The organism is Micromonospora sp. NBC_01638, from assembly GCF_045209745.1.
Taxonomy (GTDB): domain Bacteria; phylum Actinomycetota; class Actinomycetes; order Mycobacteriales; family Micromonosporaceae; genus Micromonospora.
In genome coordinates, this window is record NZ_CP109273.1 from 3,091,584 (window position 1) to 3,107,754 (window position 16,171).

Consider the following 16,171-nt stretch of genomic DNA (forward strand, 5'->3'; position numbering starts at 1 on the left):
TCCCCGGTACGGGTCAGTCGCGCCAGTCCACCACCGCAGAGATCTTGCCGACAATGGTGCGCCAACCCAAACTCGCGGTCTGCGCTCCGATCTTCTTCAGCCGCCGCCGACCGAGGAAAGCACCGATCCCACCGTTGGCGGTGGCACGCAGCGCCTCGTCCAGGTCGTCGAGGCTGGAGCCGGCGGAGAGCATGTCGAGTACCGCAGGCAGCCGCAATGCGTACGAAAGGTCACGAGCGGCCTCGCCGGCTTCAATCAACAGTGTCGAATCCCACGTGTCGTGCCCGCCGCGCAGGTTCTCCACGACCAGGTCGAGTTCGTAGGTGTCCTCGTCGAGCGGCGCGATATCTGCCGGCTCCACCCGTTCGGACAATTCATTCCAGCTGTCCAGTTGGGACAGATCGTTGGGCGCGCCGGACCGGATGAAACTGACCAACGACTCGGGGGTCTTGAACAGCAGCAGTTTGCCCCGGTTGCTGAGGAAGACCGGCACCTCCTCGTCGTCTGCCTCGTCCGTGACGTCGTCGTCCGCCTCGTCGGTGTCGGTGTCGGTGTCGGCGGCACCATCGCGGCGGTGGCGCGTCGACTCGTCCTCGTCGGCGAACTCGTCGGCCAGGTCCTCGTCGAGGATGACGACGGTCTCGTCGTCCTCGTCCTCGACCACCTGACGGCGGGCGAGGAACGGGTCGTCCTGGTCGCGCTCGGTCACGTCGGTCGGGGTCAGCGAGCTGGCCGGCCGGTACGCCCGCAGCGTGAAGCCGGTGCCGGCGGGCAGCGCGATCTCCACCGGATCGATGCGCAGCTCGTCCCAGAGCGAACGGTCGACCGAAGCCGACGGACGGTCGGTCTCATCTGGCTCGACCGCGCTGGTGGTGTCGTCGAGCTCGGGCTCGTCGGCATCGGGCCGTTGGGGCGACTGGCGGGCCACGCTGACCTCCGTGTGCTTCGGGTTGCCCACCCGCCGGGTCTCTGATCGGCGAGTGACTCTGGGCACACACCCTAGTCGGCAGCCCTGGGTGACCGATGCCCGCACCCCGGTGGCCGACTGGCGTACGGGTGCGACCTGCTGGTGGCCGTCGGTGGCGAATCGACAGTTCAACAGGTAGCGTAGCTACGCATGAAGGCCCAGGAGTTGCACGGCCATCTCGACGCTCTGCTGCTCGCCGTGCTCGAACAGGGCGCGCTGCACGGCTACGCCATCATTGAGGCGCTCCGCGCGCGCAGCGACGGCAACCTGGATCTGCCCACCGGCACCGTCTACCCGGCGCTACGCCGCCTCGAACGCGCCGGGCACGTGGCGAGCACCTGGAGCACGGTCAACGGCCGGGAGCGGCGGACATACCAGCTCACCGACTCGGGCCGGCGGGCGCTGGCCGGGGAGCGCGCCGGTTGGCACGAGTTCCAACTGACCGTCGGCCGGTTCCTCGACCCCGGCAGCCCACCCACGAGCCCGGCCTGACCCTCCCGCCGACCGTTGCGCGGGTCAGCGGGTCAGCGGGCCGCGGCGACCAGCCAGCCGCGCGCCGCGCGTACCAGCGAGAAGTACGCACCGCCCACCAGCACCGCACCGATGATCATCGGTGGCCAGCTCAGCGCCGCGTCCCAGAGATTGAGTGACCAGGTGAAGAGGGCGCAGCCGGCAACCATGGCGAGGGCCAGCATGCCGGTCAGGCCGGTGCCCACCACGCGTTGCGCCAGGGCCACGCCCGGCCGTGGCGAACGCGCGCTCGCCGCGACCACCAGCAGACCGGCCACCGCGAGCAGCAACGCACCCAGCCAGATCCAGTCGACCGAGTTGGAGAGCAGCAGGTAGCCGGCCGGGGGGCGTGGCCCGCTGCTCCAGCTCGACCCCCGCCAGGTCAGGTCGCCGGCGGCCACCCCCACCCCGGCGATCGCCAGCATCCGCAGGGAGAGCCCACGCAGGGCGCCCACCGCCAGCTCGGCCTGCCAGGAGGGGAGCAACTGCGCCGGCGAGCCGAACTCGATCACCGCACGGCGCTGCGCCTCCGTGGGCGACACGCCGCTCTCGCGGTACGCCTCGACGGCGTCCAACAGGCCGTGCCGGGCCTCGGTCAGCAGGTCGGACTTGAGTCGTGCCGGCCCCTGCAGGTGGGCGGCCAACTCCCGCAGGTGCTCGTCGACCAACACGTCCTCACAGCGCGGCATGGCACCACCCTGCCACGGACTCCAGGGCGCCGACGTCCGGGAGAACCCTGGTCCGCCCCCGAGCCCGGTCAGGGGACGAGCGCCAGGTAACCCCGTTCGGCCGCCGCCTGGAGCAGCCACTGGTCCCGGTACCAGCCGGAGACGGCAACCAGTTCGGCGTGCCGACCGCGCTGGATCACCCGGCCGCCGTCGAGGACGACGATCTCGTCCAGCTCGGCCAGTCCGCTGAGCCGGTGGCTGATCAGCAGCACCGAGTGCCCGGCGGGAGTGGCGGCGAGGGCGGACGCGAGCACCGCGTCCGCGGCGGTCGGGTCCAGCCCTTCCGTGGGCTCATCGAGCACCAGCACCGGTGGCGCGGCGAGCAGGGCCCGGGCGAGCGCCAGCCGCTGCCGCTGGCCGCCGGAGAGCTGCCCGCCCTCCTCGCCGACCAGCGTGTCCCAGCCGGCGGGCTGGGCGCGTACCCATTCCAGCAGGCCGGCGGCGGCGGTGGCCGCGGTCAGCTCCTCCTCGCCTGCCCCGGCACGCCCGAGCAGCAGGTTCTCCCGCACCGTGGCATGGAAGACGTACGCCTCGGCGAGCAGCCCGCCGACCGCGCGGGGCAGCGCCTCCTCGGCGTACGCCGACAGGTCTTGACCGTTCAGGGTGACCCGGCCGGACACGGGCCGGACGGCGCCCGTCAGCACGGCGGCCAGGGTGCTCTTGCCGGCGCCGCTCGGGCCGACCACCGCGATCCTCCGCCCGGCCGGCAGGTCCAGGCTGACGCCGTCCAGGGCGGGCGCCGCGCCGGCGCGGTACCGTACGGTCACGTCGGCGAAGCGCAGGTCGTGCGGGCCGCCCAGGTCGGTCCCGCCGTCCGTGGGCGGCGGAGTCGGCGTGCCGGCATCGAGCAGGGCGGCCACCCGGGCCAGGCCGGGCCGCAGTTGGGTCCACTGCCGGGCCGCCCCGACCAGCGCCAGAGCCACCTCGACGGCGGCCAGTGCGCCGACGGCCAGGACGCCCACCAGCACCCCCGGCACGTCGGCGGCCAGCGCGGCCAGCACCACCGCCGCAGCGGTCAGCCCGGCGGTCAGCACCCCGGCAGCGTCCACCGCGAACCCGGTGGCGGCCAGCCGACGTTCCAGTCGGGCCAGCCGACGGGCACGCTGCTCGGCGGCGCGCAGCGTGACGTCGGTCGCCCCGAACGCGGCCAGGTCGGCGGCGCCGTGGGTGAGGTCGATCGCGTCGGTGGCCAGTGCTCCGCGCAGTGGGGCCACCTCGGCCGCGCTGCGGCGAGTGACCGCAGTGGCAAGCGCGGGCAGGGCCACCCCGGCGACCAGCAGGCCGACGGCGAGCGCGCCGGCGGCCAACGGTGAGATCAGCGCCGCCACGGCGACCGCCAGCACACCGACCAGGGCCGCCGCCGAGCCCGGGACCAGCACCCGCAGCAGCAGGTCCTGGACCGCCTCGACGTCGGAGACCAGCCGGCTCAGCACGTCCCCCGAGCGGTACACGGTGCTGCGGCGGGCCGCGAGGGTGGCGAAGACCCGGGCCCGCACGTCGGTGATCATGCGAAGCACCGCGTCGTGCCCGGCGAGCCGTTCGGTGTAGCGGAACACGCCCCGGCTGATCGCCAGCGCCCGGACCGCGACGATCGCCACGGTGAGCCGGTCCAGCGGAGGCTGGCCGGCGGCGCTCATCAACAGCCAGGTGGCGGTGGCCATCAGGGCGAGCCCGGCAAACTCGGTGGCGGCGGCGAGCAGGCCGGCGCCGACCAGGCGGCTCAGGTAGGGCCGGGCCAGCCGCAGCACGGCCCGCTCGGCGTCGGCCCGCCCGGCTTGCTTCACGTCGGCGACGGGCTCCGCGCCCACCCGGTCCGGCTCGTGTGCCGCGCTCATCCGGTCGCCTTCCCGGTCGGCTCGGGCGTCAGCTCGGTGACTCGACCGTCCTCGACACGCAGGATCCGGTCGGCATCCGCGAGCAGCGCCGGTCGGTGCGCGACCAGCAGCGCGGTCCGTCCGGCGACCAGACGGCGGGTGGCATCGAGCACCACCGCCTCGGCCGCGGTGTCCAGTCGGGCGGTGGGTTCGTCGAGCAGCACCACCGGTGCGGCCCGCAGGAATGCCCGGGCCAGCGCCACCCGCTGTCGCTGCCCGCTGGACAGTCCGTGGCCGCGTTCGCCGAGCAGGGTGTCCAAACCGTCCGGCAGGCCGGCCACCACGTCGTCCAGGGCGGCGTCGTGCACCGCGGCGGCGAGTGCGTCGGCCGGGGTGGCCGGTGCGCCGAGCCGGATGTTGTCGGCCAGCGAGGCGGCGAAGAGGTGGGCCCGTTGCGGCACCCAGGCGAGCTGCCGGCGCCAGGCGTCCGGGTCGGCGGTCGCGAGGTCGACCCCGTCCACGGTGACCCGGCCGCTGGTCGGGGTCACGAAGCCGAGCAGCAGGCCGAGCAGGGTGCTCTTGCCGGCGCCGCTGGGCCCGATGATGGCGATCCGTTCGCCGGGCCGGATGGTCAGGGTCACGTCGCGCAGGGCGGTGGTCCGCTCGTACGCCACGGTCACCCCCTCGAAGCGGATCTCGCGCCGCGCGTCCGGGGTGGTGGCGCCCTCGGCGGCCCGGGGAGCGGTGGGCGCGGCCGAGACGGTCAGCGCCTCGTCCAGTGCGGCGAGCCCCTCCATGCTGGCGTGGAAGCGGCTGCCGGCGGCCCGCAGCGGCAGGTACGCCTCCGGGGTGAGCAGCAGCACCAGCAGCGCGGTCTGCAGGGCCAGCCCGCCGCCGAGCAACCGGATGCCGACCGGCACCGCGACCAGCGCCACCGAGAGGGTGGCGACCAGCTCCAGCACCAGCGCGGAGAGGAACGCGATCCGCAGCGTCTTCATGGTGGCGACACGGTGCCCGTCGGCCATCCGGCGCACCACGTCGGTCTGTGCCCGGGCTCGCCCGAACGCGCGCAGCGTGGGCAACCCGGCGACCATGTCCAGGAAGTGCCCGCCGAGCAGCGAGAGCCGGCGCCACTGCCGTTCGGTGGCGGCCTGCGCCTGCCAGCCGAGCAGCGCGCCGAAGACCGGGATCAGCGGCAGGGTCAGCGCGATGATCACCGCCGAGCTCCAGTCGGCGAAGACGACCCGGGCCAGCACCACCACCGGCACCGTCACGCTGAGCACCAACTGCGGCAGGTACCCGGTGAAGTACGCGTCCAGCGCGTCCAACCCGCGTCCGACGAGGGTGGCGACCTCACCGGCCCGCTGCCCGGCCACCCAGCCGGGCCCGTGTCGGCCCACCGCGCCGAGCAAATCGGCCCGCAGGGTGGCCTTGACCGTGGCGGCGACCCGCGCCGAGACCGTGCCCTGCGCCCAGACCAGCGCCGAGCGGGCAGCGACCGCGACCACGAAGCCGGCCAGCGCCGGCCGATCCAGCCGACCGCCGATGGCGGTGGCCAGCACCGCCGCGAGCGCGGTGGCCTGCGCCACGATCAACCCGGCGGCGAGCACGCCGAGAAGCGTGAGCACGGCAAGATCGCGCCGGGCCGCAGGGACCCGGCGCAGCAGACGGGGGTCGAACGGACGGCGGTTCACCAGTACACCGGTGCCCTGCCGTCGGTCCGTCCCCGGAAAACCCACCAGCACATCGCCTGAAAGCCTAGTAGGACCGGCAGGAGGGGCAGCGTCAGCCAACCCAGTAGCCGCAGCGTCGGTGCGCTGGCAGCGGCATCGGCCACGGCCAGCGAGGCGCTCGGGTCGGTCGTGGACACCAGCACGTAGGGCCAGAGGGCCGCGCCGACCAGCGCCACCGGCAGCGCCAGGGAGGCGCCGGTGGCGACCAGGGCCCACCCCGGCCGCCGCCAGGCCAGCGCCGCGCGGGCCGCCAGCAGCGCCGCCGCCAGGAGCACCGGCAGGAGTACGGCCACCGCCGGCCGCTGGACAGCGTCGCGTACCCGGGAGGAGAGCAGACCCACGATGGTGGCCAGAGCGACCGCGGTGAGCGCCACCGGGACCAGCCGGCGGGCCGTGCGGCCGACCACGGCGGCGGCGTCGGCCGACAGGCGCAGGGTGAGGAAGGTCGCGCCGTGCACCGCGACCAGGGTGACCATGGCCAGCCCGGCGGCGGCTGCGAACGGGGTGGCGAGGTGCGACACCCCGGCGACGTGCCCGTCAGCCTGGAGCGGCACGCCCTGGAGCAGCGCGGCGAGCACCACACCCCAGCCCAGTGCGGCGAGGGCGCTGCCGATCATCACGACGCGGTCCCAGCGGGCGCGGATCCGCTCGTCGGTGGGCCGGCTGCGCAGTTGCACCCCCGCGGTGACCAGGATGACGCCGACCAGGGCACCCGCGACAGCTGGATAGCAGCCGGAGAGCAACTCGCCCTCCAGCACCGGGAACGCGCCGAAGAGGATGCCCATGGCGGCCACCAGCCAGACCTCGTTGCCGAGGAAGAACGGGCCGAGCGCGGTGAGCGCCTCCCGCCGCCCAGCGGGGCCGCCGCTGCGGGCGAGCAACAGCCCGACGCCGTAGTCGTAGCCGGCGAGCACCAGGTAGCCGGCGAAGAAGAGGCCGAGCAGGGCGTACCAGGCGAGGTCCACGGTCTTCTCCTCAGACGAGGGCGGGTTCGGGGTGGGCCAGCTCGCTGGGTGGCGCCGGTGGGCGGCCGAGCGCCGGATCGGCCGCGCCGCGTGCCGCGTGCCGGGCGAGCAGCACCCAGTTGGTGACGGCGAGGGTGCCCAGCAGCAGGCTGAAGCCGATCAGCGAGGCGAGCATCACCGGTGCGCCGACCGGTGAGACCGCCTGCTCGGTGGGGAGCAACCCGTACGCCACCCAGGGTTGGCGGCCGACCTCCCGGGCGATCCAGCCGAGGATCACCGCGACGAACGGCAGCGGCAGGGCGAGCAGGATCAGCCAGAGCGGGAAGCGCAACCGGATGATCCAGTCCCGGAAGAGCAGGGGGAGCAGCAACCAGACGCAACCGAGGGTGAAGCCGATCAGGATCATGAAGCCCAGCCCGACGCTGGCCAGGACCGGTGGCGTGTAGTCGCCGGGGCCGAACCGGGTGATCCACTCCGCGATCAGCGCCTGGGCCTCCGGGCTCTGGCCCCCGAACTTGGTCGGCTGCACCGCGCCGACCGGGCCGAACTGGGCGAAGCCGAAGCCCTGCACCGCGCCGATCGCCAGCGCCGAGGTGACCAGGCCGATCCGCAGCGAGGTGCGGAAGAGCGCGAAGTCGGGGGTACGCCGGATCAGGTGCCAGGCGCTCACCGCCGCCATCAGCATCCCGCCGACCAGCAGCGCGGCCGAGACCACGTGCCCGAACGCCATGTTGAGGCTGGGATTGGTGAGCAGCGCGCCGAAGTCGGTGAGGTGGGCGATCCCGTCGCGCACCTCGTACCCGACCGGGTGTTGCAGCCACGAGTTGGCCACCATGATCCAGAACGCCGAGGCGTACGCGGTGATCGCCACGCCCCAGAGCAGCGCGAGGTGGACACCCTTGCCGAGCCGGTGCCAACCGAAGATCCACATCCCGAGGAACGTGGACTCCAGGAAGAACGCCACCAGCGTCTCGATGGCCAGTGGCGCGCCGAAGACGTTGCCGACGTAGCGCGACAGGCCGCTCCAGTTCAGCCCGAACTGGAACTCCATCACGATGCCGGTGGCGATGCCGAGCACGTAGTTGATCACGTAAAGCTGGCCCCAGTACCGGGTGAGCCGCTCCCACTTCGGGTTGCCGGTGAGCACCCAGGCGGTCTGCATCCCGACCAGCAGGGTGACCAACCCGAGCGTGACGACCACGAACAGGAAGTGGATCGAGGTGGTGGTGGCAAACTGCAGTCGGGCGAGGAGCAGGGTGTCCATGGCCGGCTCTCCGTAGCGTTGGCTCCCTTGGAGTAGCCACCCTACACGTAGCTTGGCTACGTGTCAGATGGCGAAGATCGCGCTCGATCACGGATGTAGTGGCCTCGCGGGCCATGGGAGGCCCCTCGATCCTGGATCGAGCACGATCTTGGGGATCAGGGGCGGGGTGTCCGCCCTTGCGGCTCAGCCGCGCCGGCGTCAGCTCAGGAAGAGCGTGACCGGGAGGGCGACCAGCGTGGTGGCGACCGCGAGGGCGGTGGCACCGAGCACCCGGGGAGGCCGGTCGCTGACCAGCAGACGCTGCACCCGTACGTCAAGATCACGGTCGCCCATGCCCAGCGCGCCGGCCGGAGTGATCCGGTGACCGGCGGCGGCGAACCGGCGCAGCGCTCCCGCCAGCGGTGCCTCCGCGTGCAGTTCACGGGCCTTGTCGTCGGCGCGCATCTCGACCAGCAGGGCGACCCGCTCGTGCGCGTCGCGGACCCAGCCGAACCACGGCAGCGCGCGGCACAGCGCGGTGAACGGCAGCAGCACCAGGTCGTGCCGCTCGTGGGCGTGCGCGCGCTCGTGGCTGAGCACCGCGGCCAGTTCGGCCCCGTCCAGCAGGCTCAGCGTGCCGGCGCTGACCACCACCTGCGGCTTCACCCCCGGCAGGCAGTACGCGGCGGCGCTGGGATGATCCAGCACCAGCGCACCGGGTGCCGCCGGATCGTCCCGGGCGACCAGGGAGAGCAGGTCCCGGTGCCGGCGCTGGGCGCGTACGGTGCCGTGGATGCTGCGCACGGTCGTGGTGACCAGCACCGCGCCGATGCCGAAGCCCACCCCGACGCCCGCCAGGTGGAAGGTGCCCACCCCGACCGGCAGCGTGCCGTGGCCGAGGTCGTTGGCCAGGGCGAGGAGGGCGCTCCCGGTCGGCAGGCCGTACGCGCTCAACCCGAGCGCCATCGGCAGACCCATCGCGGAGAGTCCCAGCGCCAACCCGACGGCCTGCCAGCAGATGATCGCCACCCGAGGGCTGCGCCACGTCCAGGTGGAGCGGGCCAGCACCTGAGCGGTCAGATAGCAGGCCAGCATGGTGGCGGCGAAGTGCACGGCGTAGGCCATGGCGCGCGCCCTACCGCTCCGCTGCCTCGCCGGCAGGTCGCCGGCCCGCCGGCCCGTCGAGGCGGTCGGTCAGCTCGGCCCCGCCCGTGTCGTCGCCGGTGGAACCCGACCCGGTCAGGCCGGCCTCGCTGCCCAGGGCCGCCCGCAGCACCTCGGCCTCGGTGCCGGTCACCGAGCGGGCGAACCGCACCAGCGCGGCGTCCCGGCTGCCACCCAGGTCGAGGGCGTCGAGCATCAGCTGGGCGATGTGCGCCTCACGGCTGGCCGCTGGCCGGTACCGCCAGGCCCGGCCCTCTCGCTCCCGTTGCACCATGCCTTTGCCGGCGAGCCGGTCCAGCACGGTCATCACCGTGGTGTACGCGAGCTCACGACCATCGAGCGCGTCGGCCACCTCGCGCACGGTCACACCATCCGACGTGCCGGGGACCACGTCCCACAACACGTCCATCACCGCACGCTCAAGATCGCCCAACCGAGTCACCCACCAATCCTACCCCCGGTAGTAGACCCCCACCCAGGAGGCAGCACCCGTGAGCTGACCCACCCGACGAACCCGGCCCACGTCAGGGTTTTCCGGGGGAGCCCGCCCACGCAGGGATCAAGCCTGACCGCCCGGAGTGGGCGGGCTCCCCCGGAAAACCCCCAGGCCGGGAAACAGAATCACACCCCCTTGGGGTGCCACACCGTCTTCGTCTCCAACAGCGCGGTCATCGGGGCCAGGCCCGGGTCGGCGGACCAGTCGCGGTCGGCCGGAGCCGGTCGGAGCACCCGCTTGAGGTTTTCCGCCGCCTTGATCTCCAGGTCGGTGGCGAGCGAGGCGTCGGTCACCCCGCTCAGGTCGATCGCGTTGACGTCCATGTGCGCCGCCAACGTCGGCGCGGTCTCGGTGATCGCGCCGGTGAGGATGTTGACCACCCCGCCGGGCAGGTCGGAGGTGGCCAGCACCTCGGCCAGCGTGACCGCCGCCAGCGGCTCGGTGGGGGAGGCCGCCACGACCACCGTGTTGCCGGTGACGATCGCCGGGGCGATCACGCTGACCAGGCCGAGCAGCGCAGGGCGTTCCGGGGCGACCACCGCGACCACGCCGGTCGGCTCGGGCGCGGAGATGTTGAAGTACGGGCCGGCGACCGGGTTGGCACCGCCGTACACCTGGGCGAGCTTGTCGGCCCAGCCGGCGTACCAGACCCAGCGGTCCACCGCGGCGTCCACCTCATCGCCGGGTACGCCCAGGGCGACGAACTGCTCGCGGCGGCCCTCCAGCATCTCGGCGGCGCGGTAGAGGATCTGACCCCGGTTGTACGCGGTCGCGCCGGCCCAGCCCCGCACGGCGGCGCGGGCGGCGACCACCGCGTCCCGGGCGTCCTTGCGGGAGGCCAGTGACACATTCGAGGACTGCACGAGATACGACCGTCCCGACTCGCTGCGCGGGAACTTCCCGCCGATGAAGAGCTTGTACGTCTTGCGTACCGCGACCCGCTCAGACATTGAGGTAGCCCTCCAGCCCGTGTCGGCCGCCCTCGCGACCGTAGCCCGACTCCTTGTAGCCACCGAACGGCGAGGTGGGGTCGAACTTGTTGAACGTGTTGGCCCAGACCACGCCGGCGCGTAGCCGGTCGGCCATCCACAGGATCCGGGAGCCCTTGTCGGTCCAGATGCCCGCCGACAGCCCGTACGGCGTGTTGTTGGCCTTCTCCACGGCCTCGGCCGGGGTGCGGAAGGTGAGCACCGACAGCACCGGGCCGAAGATCTCCTCGCGGGCGATCCGGTGTGCCTGGGTGACCCCGGTGAAGATGGTCGGCGCGAACCAGAAGCCCCGCTCGGGCAGCTCGCACGGCGGGGACCAGCGCTCGGCGCCTTCGGCCGAGCCGGCGTCGGACAGTTCGCGGATCCGCTCCAACTGGGCGGCGGAGTTGATCGCGCCGACGTCGGTGTTCTTGTCCAGTGGGTCGCCCACCCGGAGCTGGGCCATCCGCCGCTTCAGCGACTCCAGCACGCGGTCGGCCACGTTCTCCTGGACCAGCAGTCGGGAGCCGGCGCAGCAGACGTGCCCCTGGTTGAAGAAGATGCCGTTGACGATGCCCTCGACGGCCTGGTCGATCGGGGCGTCGTCGAAGACGATGTTGGCGGCCTTGCCGCCCAGCTCCAGGGTGAGCTTCTTGCCGGTGCCGGCGACGGATCGGGCGATGGCCCGTCCGACCTCGGTGGAGCCGGTGAACGCGACCTTGTCCACCCCGGTGTGCTCGACCAGCGCGCGGCCGGTGTCGCCGGCACCGGTGATGATGTTGACCACGCCGGCCGGCAGGTCGGCCTGCTGGCAGATCTCGGCGAACAGCAGCGCGGTCAGCGAGGTGGTCTCGGCGGGCTTCAGCACCACCGTGTTGCCCGCGGCGAGCGCCGGGGCGATCTTCCAGGCCAGCATGAGCAGCGGGAAGTTCCATGGGATGACCTGCGCGGCCACACCGATCGGCTGCGGGTTCGACCCGAAGCCGGCATGGCCCAGCTTGTCGGCCCATCCCGCGTAGTAGAAGAAGTGCGCGGCGACCAGGGGCAGGTCGACGTCGCGGGACTCCTTGATCGGCTTGCCGTTGTCCAGCGATTCGAGGACGGCCAGCTCGCGGGAGCGCTCCTGGATGAGCCGGGCGATCCGGTAGAGGTACTTCGCGCGGTCCCGGCCCGGCATCGGACCCCAGACCTTGTCGTACGCCTTCCGCGCGGCGCGCACCGCGCGCTCCACGTCTTGCGCACCGGCCTCGGCGATCTCGGCCAGCACCTCCTCGGAGGCGGGGTTTATCGACTTGAAGCTGCCACCGTCGGCAGGGTCGACAAACTCCCCACCGATATACAGCCCAGCGGCGTTTTTGATTTCCACCACCGAGCGGGACTCGGGGGCGGGGGCGTATTCGAACATCGGCTATCAGTCCAGGGTGAAGTAGTCGGGACCGGAGTAGGTGCCGGTCGTCAGCTTGGTGCGCTGCATCAGCAGGTCGTTGAGCAGGCTGGACGCGCCGAAGCGGAACCAGTCCGGGTCGAGCCAGTCCGGGCCGACGGTCTCGTTGACCATCACCAGGTACTTGATGGCGTCCTTGGTGGTCTTGATACCACCGGCCGGCTTCACGCCGACCTGCCGCCCGGTCGCCGCGCGGAAGTCGCGGACCGCCTCCAGCATCACCAGGGTCACCGGCAGTGTCGCCGCGACCGGGACCTTGCCGGTGGAGGTCTTGATGAAGTCGCCGCCGGCCAGCATCGCCAGCCAGGAGGCGCGGCGCACGTTGTCGTAGGTGGCCAGCTCGCCGGTCTCCAGGATCACCTTGAGGTGGGCGTCCCCGGAGGCTTCCTTGGTGGCCTCGATCTCGTCGTAGACCTCCTTGTACCGCCCGGCCAGGAACGCACCCCGGTTGATCACCATGTCGATCTCGTCGGCGCCGGCCGCGACGGCGGCCCGGGTGTCGGCCAGCTTGATCTCCAGCGGCGCCTGGCCCGACGGGAAGGCGGTCGCCACGCTGGCCAGATGCACAGCGCTTCCGCGCAGCACCTCGGCGACGTACGGGACCATCGCCGGGTAGACGCAGACCGCGCCGACGTGCGGGCAGGACGGGTCGGCCGGGTCCGGGCGTAGCGCCTTCGCGGCGAGCGCGCGCACCTTGCCCGGGGTGTCCGCCCCTTCCAGGGTGGTCAGGTCGACCATCCGGATCGCCAGGTCGATCGCCTGGGCCTTGGCGGTGGTCTTGATGGAGCGGGTGCCGAGCTGTGCCGCCCGCTGCTCCGCGCCGACCTGGTCCACGCCGGGCAGGCCGTGCAGGAAGGTCCGCAGAGCGGTCTCGGATCGTCCCAGCTCGGAGAGCTCCGACCGGGCCGACGTCGTTGTCGCCGTCATGACCCGAAGTCTACGCACCGGACGGTCGAGTGATCTTGCTCACGATGGGCACGCGGAAGTGAGCGACGTCGCTGCTCCGACCGCGCCCGCACCGCCGCGCCCTACGGACCGGTAGGTTGAGCGATCGTGGACGTACACGTCATTGACCACCCGCTGGCCCAGTCCAGGTTGACTGCCATGCGGGACGCGCGCACCGATTCCTCGACGTTCCGGGCCGCCCTGCACGAACTGACCACCATGCTGGTGTACGAGGCGGCGCGCACCTTCCCCGTCGAGCGGTACCCGGTGCAGACGCCGGTCACCGGCACCGAGGGCACCCGGCTGGCCAACCCGCCGCTGCTGGTGCCGGTGCTGCGGGCCGGCCTCGGCATGGCGGACGCCGCACTCGGCCTGCTGCCCGAGTCGTCGATGGGTTTCGTGGGCCTCGCCCGCGACGAGGCGACCTACGAGCCGCGCGCGTACATGGAGTCGCTGCCGCGCGATCTCGGCGGGCTGCCGGTGCTGGTGCTCGACCCGATGCTGGCCACCGGTGGCTCGCTGGAGCACTGCTGTCGGCTGCTGGCCGATCGTGGCTGCACCGACATCACCGTGCTCTGCGTGCTCGCGGCCCCGGTCGGCATCGAGCGGCTGGAACGCTCCGGCCTGCCGTTGCGCCTGGTCACGGCCTCGATCGACGAGGGGCTCAACGACCGCATGTTCATCGTCCCCGGGCTCGGTGACGCCGGTGACCGCCAGTTCGGTGGCATGCCCCGGTTCTGAGACGTTACCCCGGTCGGTGCCGGGTCCGGCGGGTCCGTGCGCGGGGGTGCGCGGACCCGCTAGCGTCTCCGGCCATGAGTGGTGTTGCGCTCGCCGAGGAGTTGCTCCTCCTCGCCTACGACGACACGACCGGCAAGGCGACCATGCCGCGGATCAGCCTGGACCTCGGCATGGCCGCCGCGGTGCTGGTCGAGCTGGCACTGGCCGGCCGGACCGCGTACGCCGACGGGTTTCTGACGGTGGTCGACCCGACGCCTACCGGCGAGCCGGTCGCGGACGAGGTGCTGGGCCGGATCGCGGCCGACACCCCGCACACCCCGGCCTCCTGGGTGCAGCGCCTGCGGCACGGCCTGCGGGACCGGATCCTCGGTGACCTGTGCAGCCAGGGCGTGGTTCGGGACATCGACGAGACCGAGCTGGGCTTCATCCACGTACACCGTTACCCGGTGGTGGACGCCTCCATCGAGGCGGAGACCCGGCAGCGGCTGGCCGAGGCCGTGACCGGCGCGGCGGCCCCGGACGAGCGGACCGCCGCGCTGGCCACCCTGGTCGTGGTGCTGCGGATGGAGGCCGGGCTCGGGGTGAGCGGCGAGACCGCCGCCGACGCTCGGCGCAGGCTGGAGGAGATCGCCACCGGTGCCGGCTTCTCCGGCGGGGTGAGCGCCGACGACTCGGTGATCCGTCCCTCGGTGGGCCTGGTCGTCGCCGCCCTGGCCAGCGCGGTCGACGCGGCTCTCGGCAAGCGCGCCAAAGGGAGCCTGCCGGGTGGGTGAGGTCCGTCGGGGTCAGATGCCGAGAGCAGCGCCGACCTCAGCGCGCAGCCTGGCAACGGCCTGCGCCGCCCGGCTGCGGGCCGCCGGAACGTCACCATTCGTCACCGGCTCCACCACCTCGAGGTACGCCTTGAGCTTCGGCTCGGTCCCGGAGGGCCGGATCACCACCCGGGCCGTCCCGGTACGCAGGATGACCACGTCCGCCTCGGGTAGCAGGTCCCGGACGCTGTCGACCGGGTGCCCGAGCAGGGTGGTCGGGGTGGCCGCCCGGATCCTGGCCATCGCGTCGGCGATCACTCGCAGGTCATCCACCCGGGCGGAGAGCTGGTCGGTGTGGTGCACGCCGAACTCGGCGGCCAGTTCGTCCAGCCGGTCGGTCAACGTGCGCCCCTGCGTCTTGAGGCCGGCGGCCAACTCGGCCACGGTCAACGCGGCGGTGATGCCGTCCTTGTCCCGGACGTGCTCCGGCGCGACGCAGTAGCCGAGTGCCTCCTCGTAGCCGAAGACCAGCGGCGCGCTTCCGCCGCCGGCCCGGACGATCCACTTGAAACCGGTCAGCGTCTCGTCGTAGGGCAGGCCCCGGGCCGCGCACATTGCCCGCAGCAGCGACGACGAGACGATCGTCGTGGCGTAGAGCCCGGTCACCCCGCGCCGCATCAGGTGGTCGGCGAGCAGCACACCGACCTCGTCGCCGCGCAGCATCCGCCAGCCGTCCGCGCCCTCCCGGACGACCACCGCGCAGCGGTCCGCGTCCGGGTCGTTGGCGATGGCGAGGTCCGCGCCGGTGGAGTCGGCGAGGGCGATCAGCCGGTCCACCGCCCCCGGTTCCTCCGGGTTGGGGAACGACACGGTGGGAAACGCCGGGTCCGGTTCGGCCTGGTCGGGCACAACGCCGGGCACCGGAAAACCGGCGCTGGCGAAGGCGGCGGTGAGCACTGCCGCACCCACCCCGTGCAGCGGGGTGTACGCCACCGTGAGGTCGCGTGGCCCTTCCGGGTCGATCACCGCGGTGGCCCGCTCAACGTACGCGGCGACCAGGTCGTCGCCGAGCACCTGACCGGCGGCGCCCAGCGGCACCTCGGTCAGCGGGCCGACCGCCCGGATGGCTGCCTCGATACCGGCGTCGGCGGGCGGCACGATCTGCGCGCCGGCGCCCAGTTCACCGCCCAGCTCCGCACCGAGGTAGACCTTGTAGCCGTTGTCCTGTGGTGGGTTGTGGCTGGCTGTGACCATCACCCCGGCGACCCCGCCGAGGTGGCGCACCGCGTACGCCAGCACCGGGGTGGGCAGCGGGCGGGGCAGCAGCAGGGCCGGCCGGCCCGCCCCGGTGGCCACCTGGGCGGTGCGCTCGGCGAACTGCCGGGAGCCGTACCGGGCGTCGTACCCGATCACCAGGGGGCCGGTGCCGCCCTGGGCCGCGAGCCAGCCGACCAGGCCGGCAGCCGCCTGGGTGACCACGGCGAGGTTCATTCCGTTCGGGCCGGCGCGCAGCGGGCCGCGCAGGCCCGCGGTGCCGAAGGTCAGTGGGCCGGCGAACCGGTCGGCCAGCTCCGGAGCGCTCGCCGGCAGCCGGTCGAGCACCGCCGTCAGCTCGTCCCGGCTGGTCGGGTCGGGGTCGTCGGCCAGCCAGCGCCGGGCTTGCTCGCGAATGTCGTCGATGTCAGTGGTGTCCGCCGCCAT

The 16,171-nt window shown here is 72.9% G+C and carries 15 protein-coding genes; 3 read left to right on the forward strand and 12 right to left on the reverse strand.

Annotated features, from left to right (window positions below; genetic code table 11):
- Positions 1–13: 13 nt before the first annotated feature.
- The gene (locus tag OG811_RS14710; RefSeq protein ID WP_406074904.1) at positions 14–958 is read right to left on the reverse strand and encodes a DNA primase; all 945 of its coding nucleotides are present in this window, start codon (positions 956–958) and stop codon (positions 14–16) included.
- A gap of 159 nt (positions 959–1,117) precedes the next feature.
- On the opposite strand from OG811_RS14710, the gene OG811_RS14715 reads away from it, so the two are divergent.
- On the forward strand, positions 1,118–1,459 hold the full coding sequence (locus OG811_RS14715) for a PadR family transcriptional regulator (protein ID WP_406074906.1): 342 nt from the start codon (positions 1,118–1,120) through the stop codon (positions 1,457–1,459).
- Positions 1,460–1,491: 32 nt separating this feature from the next.
- On the opposite strand, the gene OG811_RS14720 is transcribed toward OG811_RS14715, so the two are convergent.
- The 10 genes from OG811_RS14720 to deoC form a co-directional block, all read right to left on the reverse strand.
- A complete protein-coding gene (locus OG811_RS14720) occupies positions 1,492–2,166 on the reverse strand; it encodes a permease prefix domain 1-containing protein (RefSeq protein WP_406074907.1) in 675 nt (224 codons plus the stop codon).
- Positions 2,167–2,234: 68 nt separating this feature from the next.
- On the reverse strand, positions 2,235–4,040 hold the full coding sequence (cydC, locus tag OG811_RS14725) for a thiol reductant ABC exporter subunit CydC (RefSeq protein WP_406074909.1): 1,806 nt from the start codon (positions 4,038–4,040) through the stop codon (positions 2,235–2,237).
- A complete protein-coding gene (cydD, locus tag OG811_RS14730; RefSeq protein WP_406074910.1) occupies positions 4,037–5,713 on the reverse strand; it encodes a thiol reductant ABC exporter subunit CydD in 1,677 nt (558 codons plus the stop codon). The genes cydC and cydD overlap by 4 nt, the downstream gene beginning before the upstream one ends.
- Entirely contained in the window at positions 5,710–6,717 is a 1,008-nt protein-coding gene (locus OG811_RS14735; protein ID WP_406074912.1) for a cytochrome d ubiquinol oxidase subunit II, read from the reverse strand. Before OG811_RS14735 ends, cydD begins: the two co-directional genes overlap by 4 nt.
- Positions 6,718–6,727: 10 nt before the next feature.
- Positions 6,728–7,981: a cytochrome ubiquinol oxidase subunit I gene (locus OG811_RS14740; RefSeq protein ID WP_406074914.1), complete on the reverse strand. Its 1,254-nt coding sequence runs from the start codon at positions 7,979–7,981 to the stop codon at positions 6,728–6,730.
- 198 nt (positions 7,982–8,179) lie between these two features.
- Positions 8,180–9,085, reverse strand: a complete 906-nt coding sequence (locus OG811_RS14745; RefSeq protein ID WP_406074916.1) for a M56 family metallopeptidase — start codon at positions 9,083–9,085, stop codon at positions 8,180–8,182.
- A gap of 10 nt (positions 9,086–9,095) precedes the next feature.
- Positions 9,096–9,566 (reverse strand): BlaI/MecI/CopY family transcriptional regulator, encoded by a 471-nt coding sequence (locus OG811_RS14750; protein WP_406074918.1) that lies wholly within the window; start codon positions 9,564–9,566, stop codon positions 9,096–9,098.
- Positions 9,567–9,745: 179 nt separating this feature from the next.
- A complete protein-coding gene (locus tag OG811_RS14755) occupies positions 9,746–10,570 on the reverse strand; it encodes an aldehyde dehydrogenase family protein (protein WP_406074919.1) in 825 nt (274 codons plus the stop codon).
- Entirely contained in the window at positions 10,563–11,993 is a 1,431-nt protein-coding gene (locus tag OG811_RS14760; protein WP_406074921.1) for an aldehyde dehydrogenase family protein, read from the reverse strand. Before OG811_RS14760 ends, OG811_RS14755 begins: the two co-directional genes overlap by 8 nt.
- A gap of 6 nt (positions 11,994–11,999) precedes the next feature.
- Positions 12,000–12,959 (reverse strand): deoxyribose-phosphate aldolase, encoded by a 960-nt coding sequence (deoC, locus tag OG811_RS14765; protein ID WP_406074923.1) that lies wholly within the window; start codon positions 12,957–12,959, stop codon positions 12,000–12,002.
- Between the two features lie 126 nt (positions 12,960–13,085).
- On the opposite strand from deoC, the gene upp reads away from it, so the two are divergent.
- Complete coding sequence (upp, locus tag OG811_RS14770) at positions 13,086–13,718, forward strand: uracil phosphoribosyltransferase (RefSeq protein WP_406074925.1); 633 nt, start codon at positions 13,086–13,088, stop codon at positions 13,716–13,718.
- 74 nt (positions 13,719–13,792) lie between these two features.
- Positions 13,793–14,491 carry a GPP34 family phosphoprotein gene (locus OG811_RS14775; protein ID WP_406074926.1) on the forward strand — a complete coding sequence of 233 codons (699 nt, stop codon included), beginning with the start codon at positions 13,793–13,795 and terminating at the stop codon, positions 14,489–14,491.
- Positions 14,492–14,503: 12 nt separating this feature from the next.
- On the opposite strand, the gene OG811_RS14780 is transcribed toward OG811_RS14775, so the two are convergent.
- The gene (locus tag OG811_RS14780; RefSeq protein ID WP_406074928.1) at positions 14,504–16,171 is read right to left on the reverse strand and encodes a phospho-sugar mutase; all 1,668 of its coding nucleotides are present in this window, start codon (positions 16,169–16,171) and stop codon (positions 14,504–14,506) included.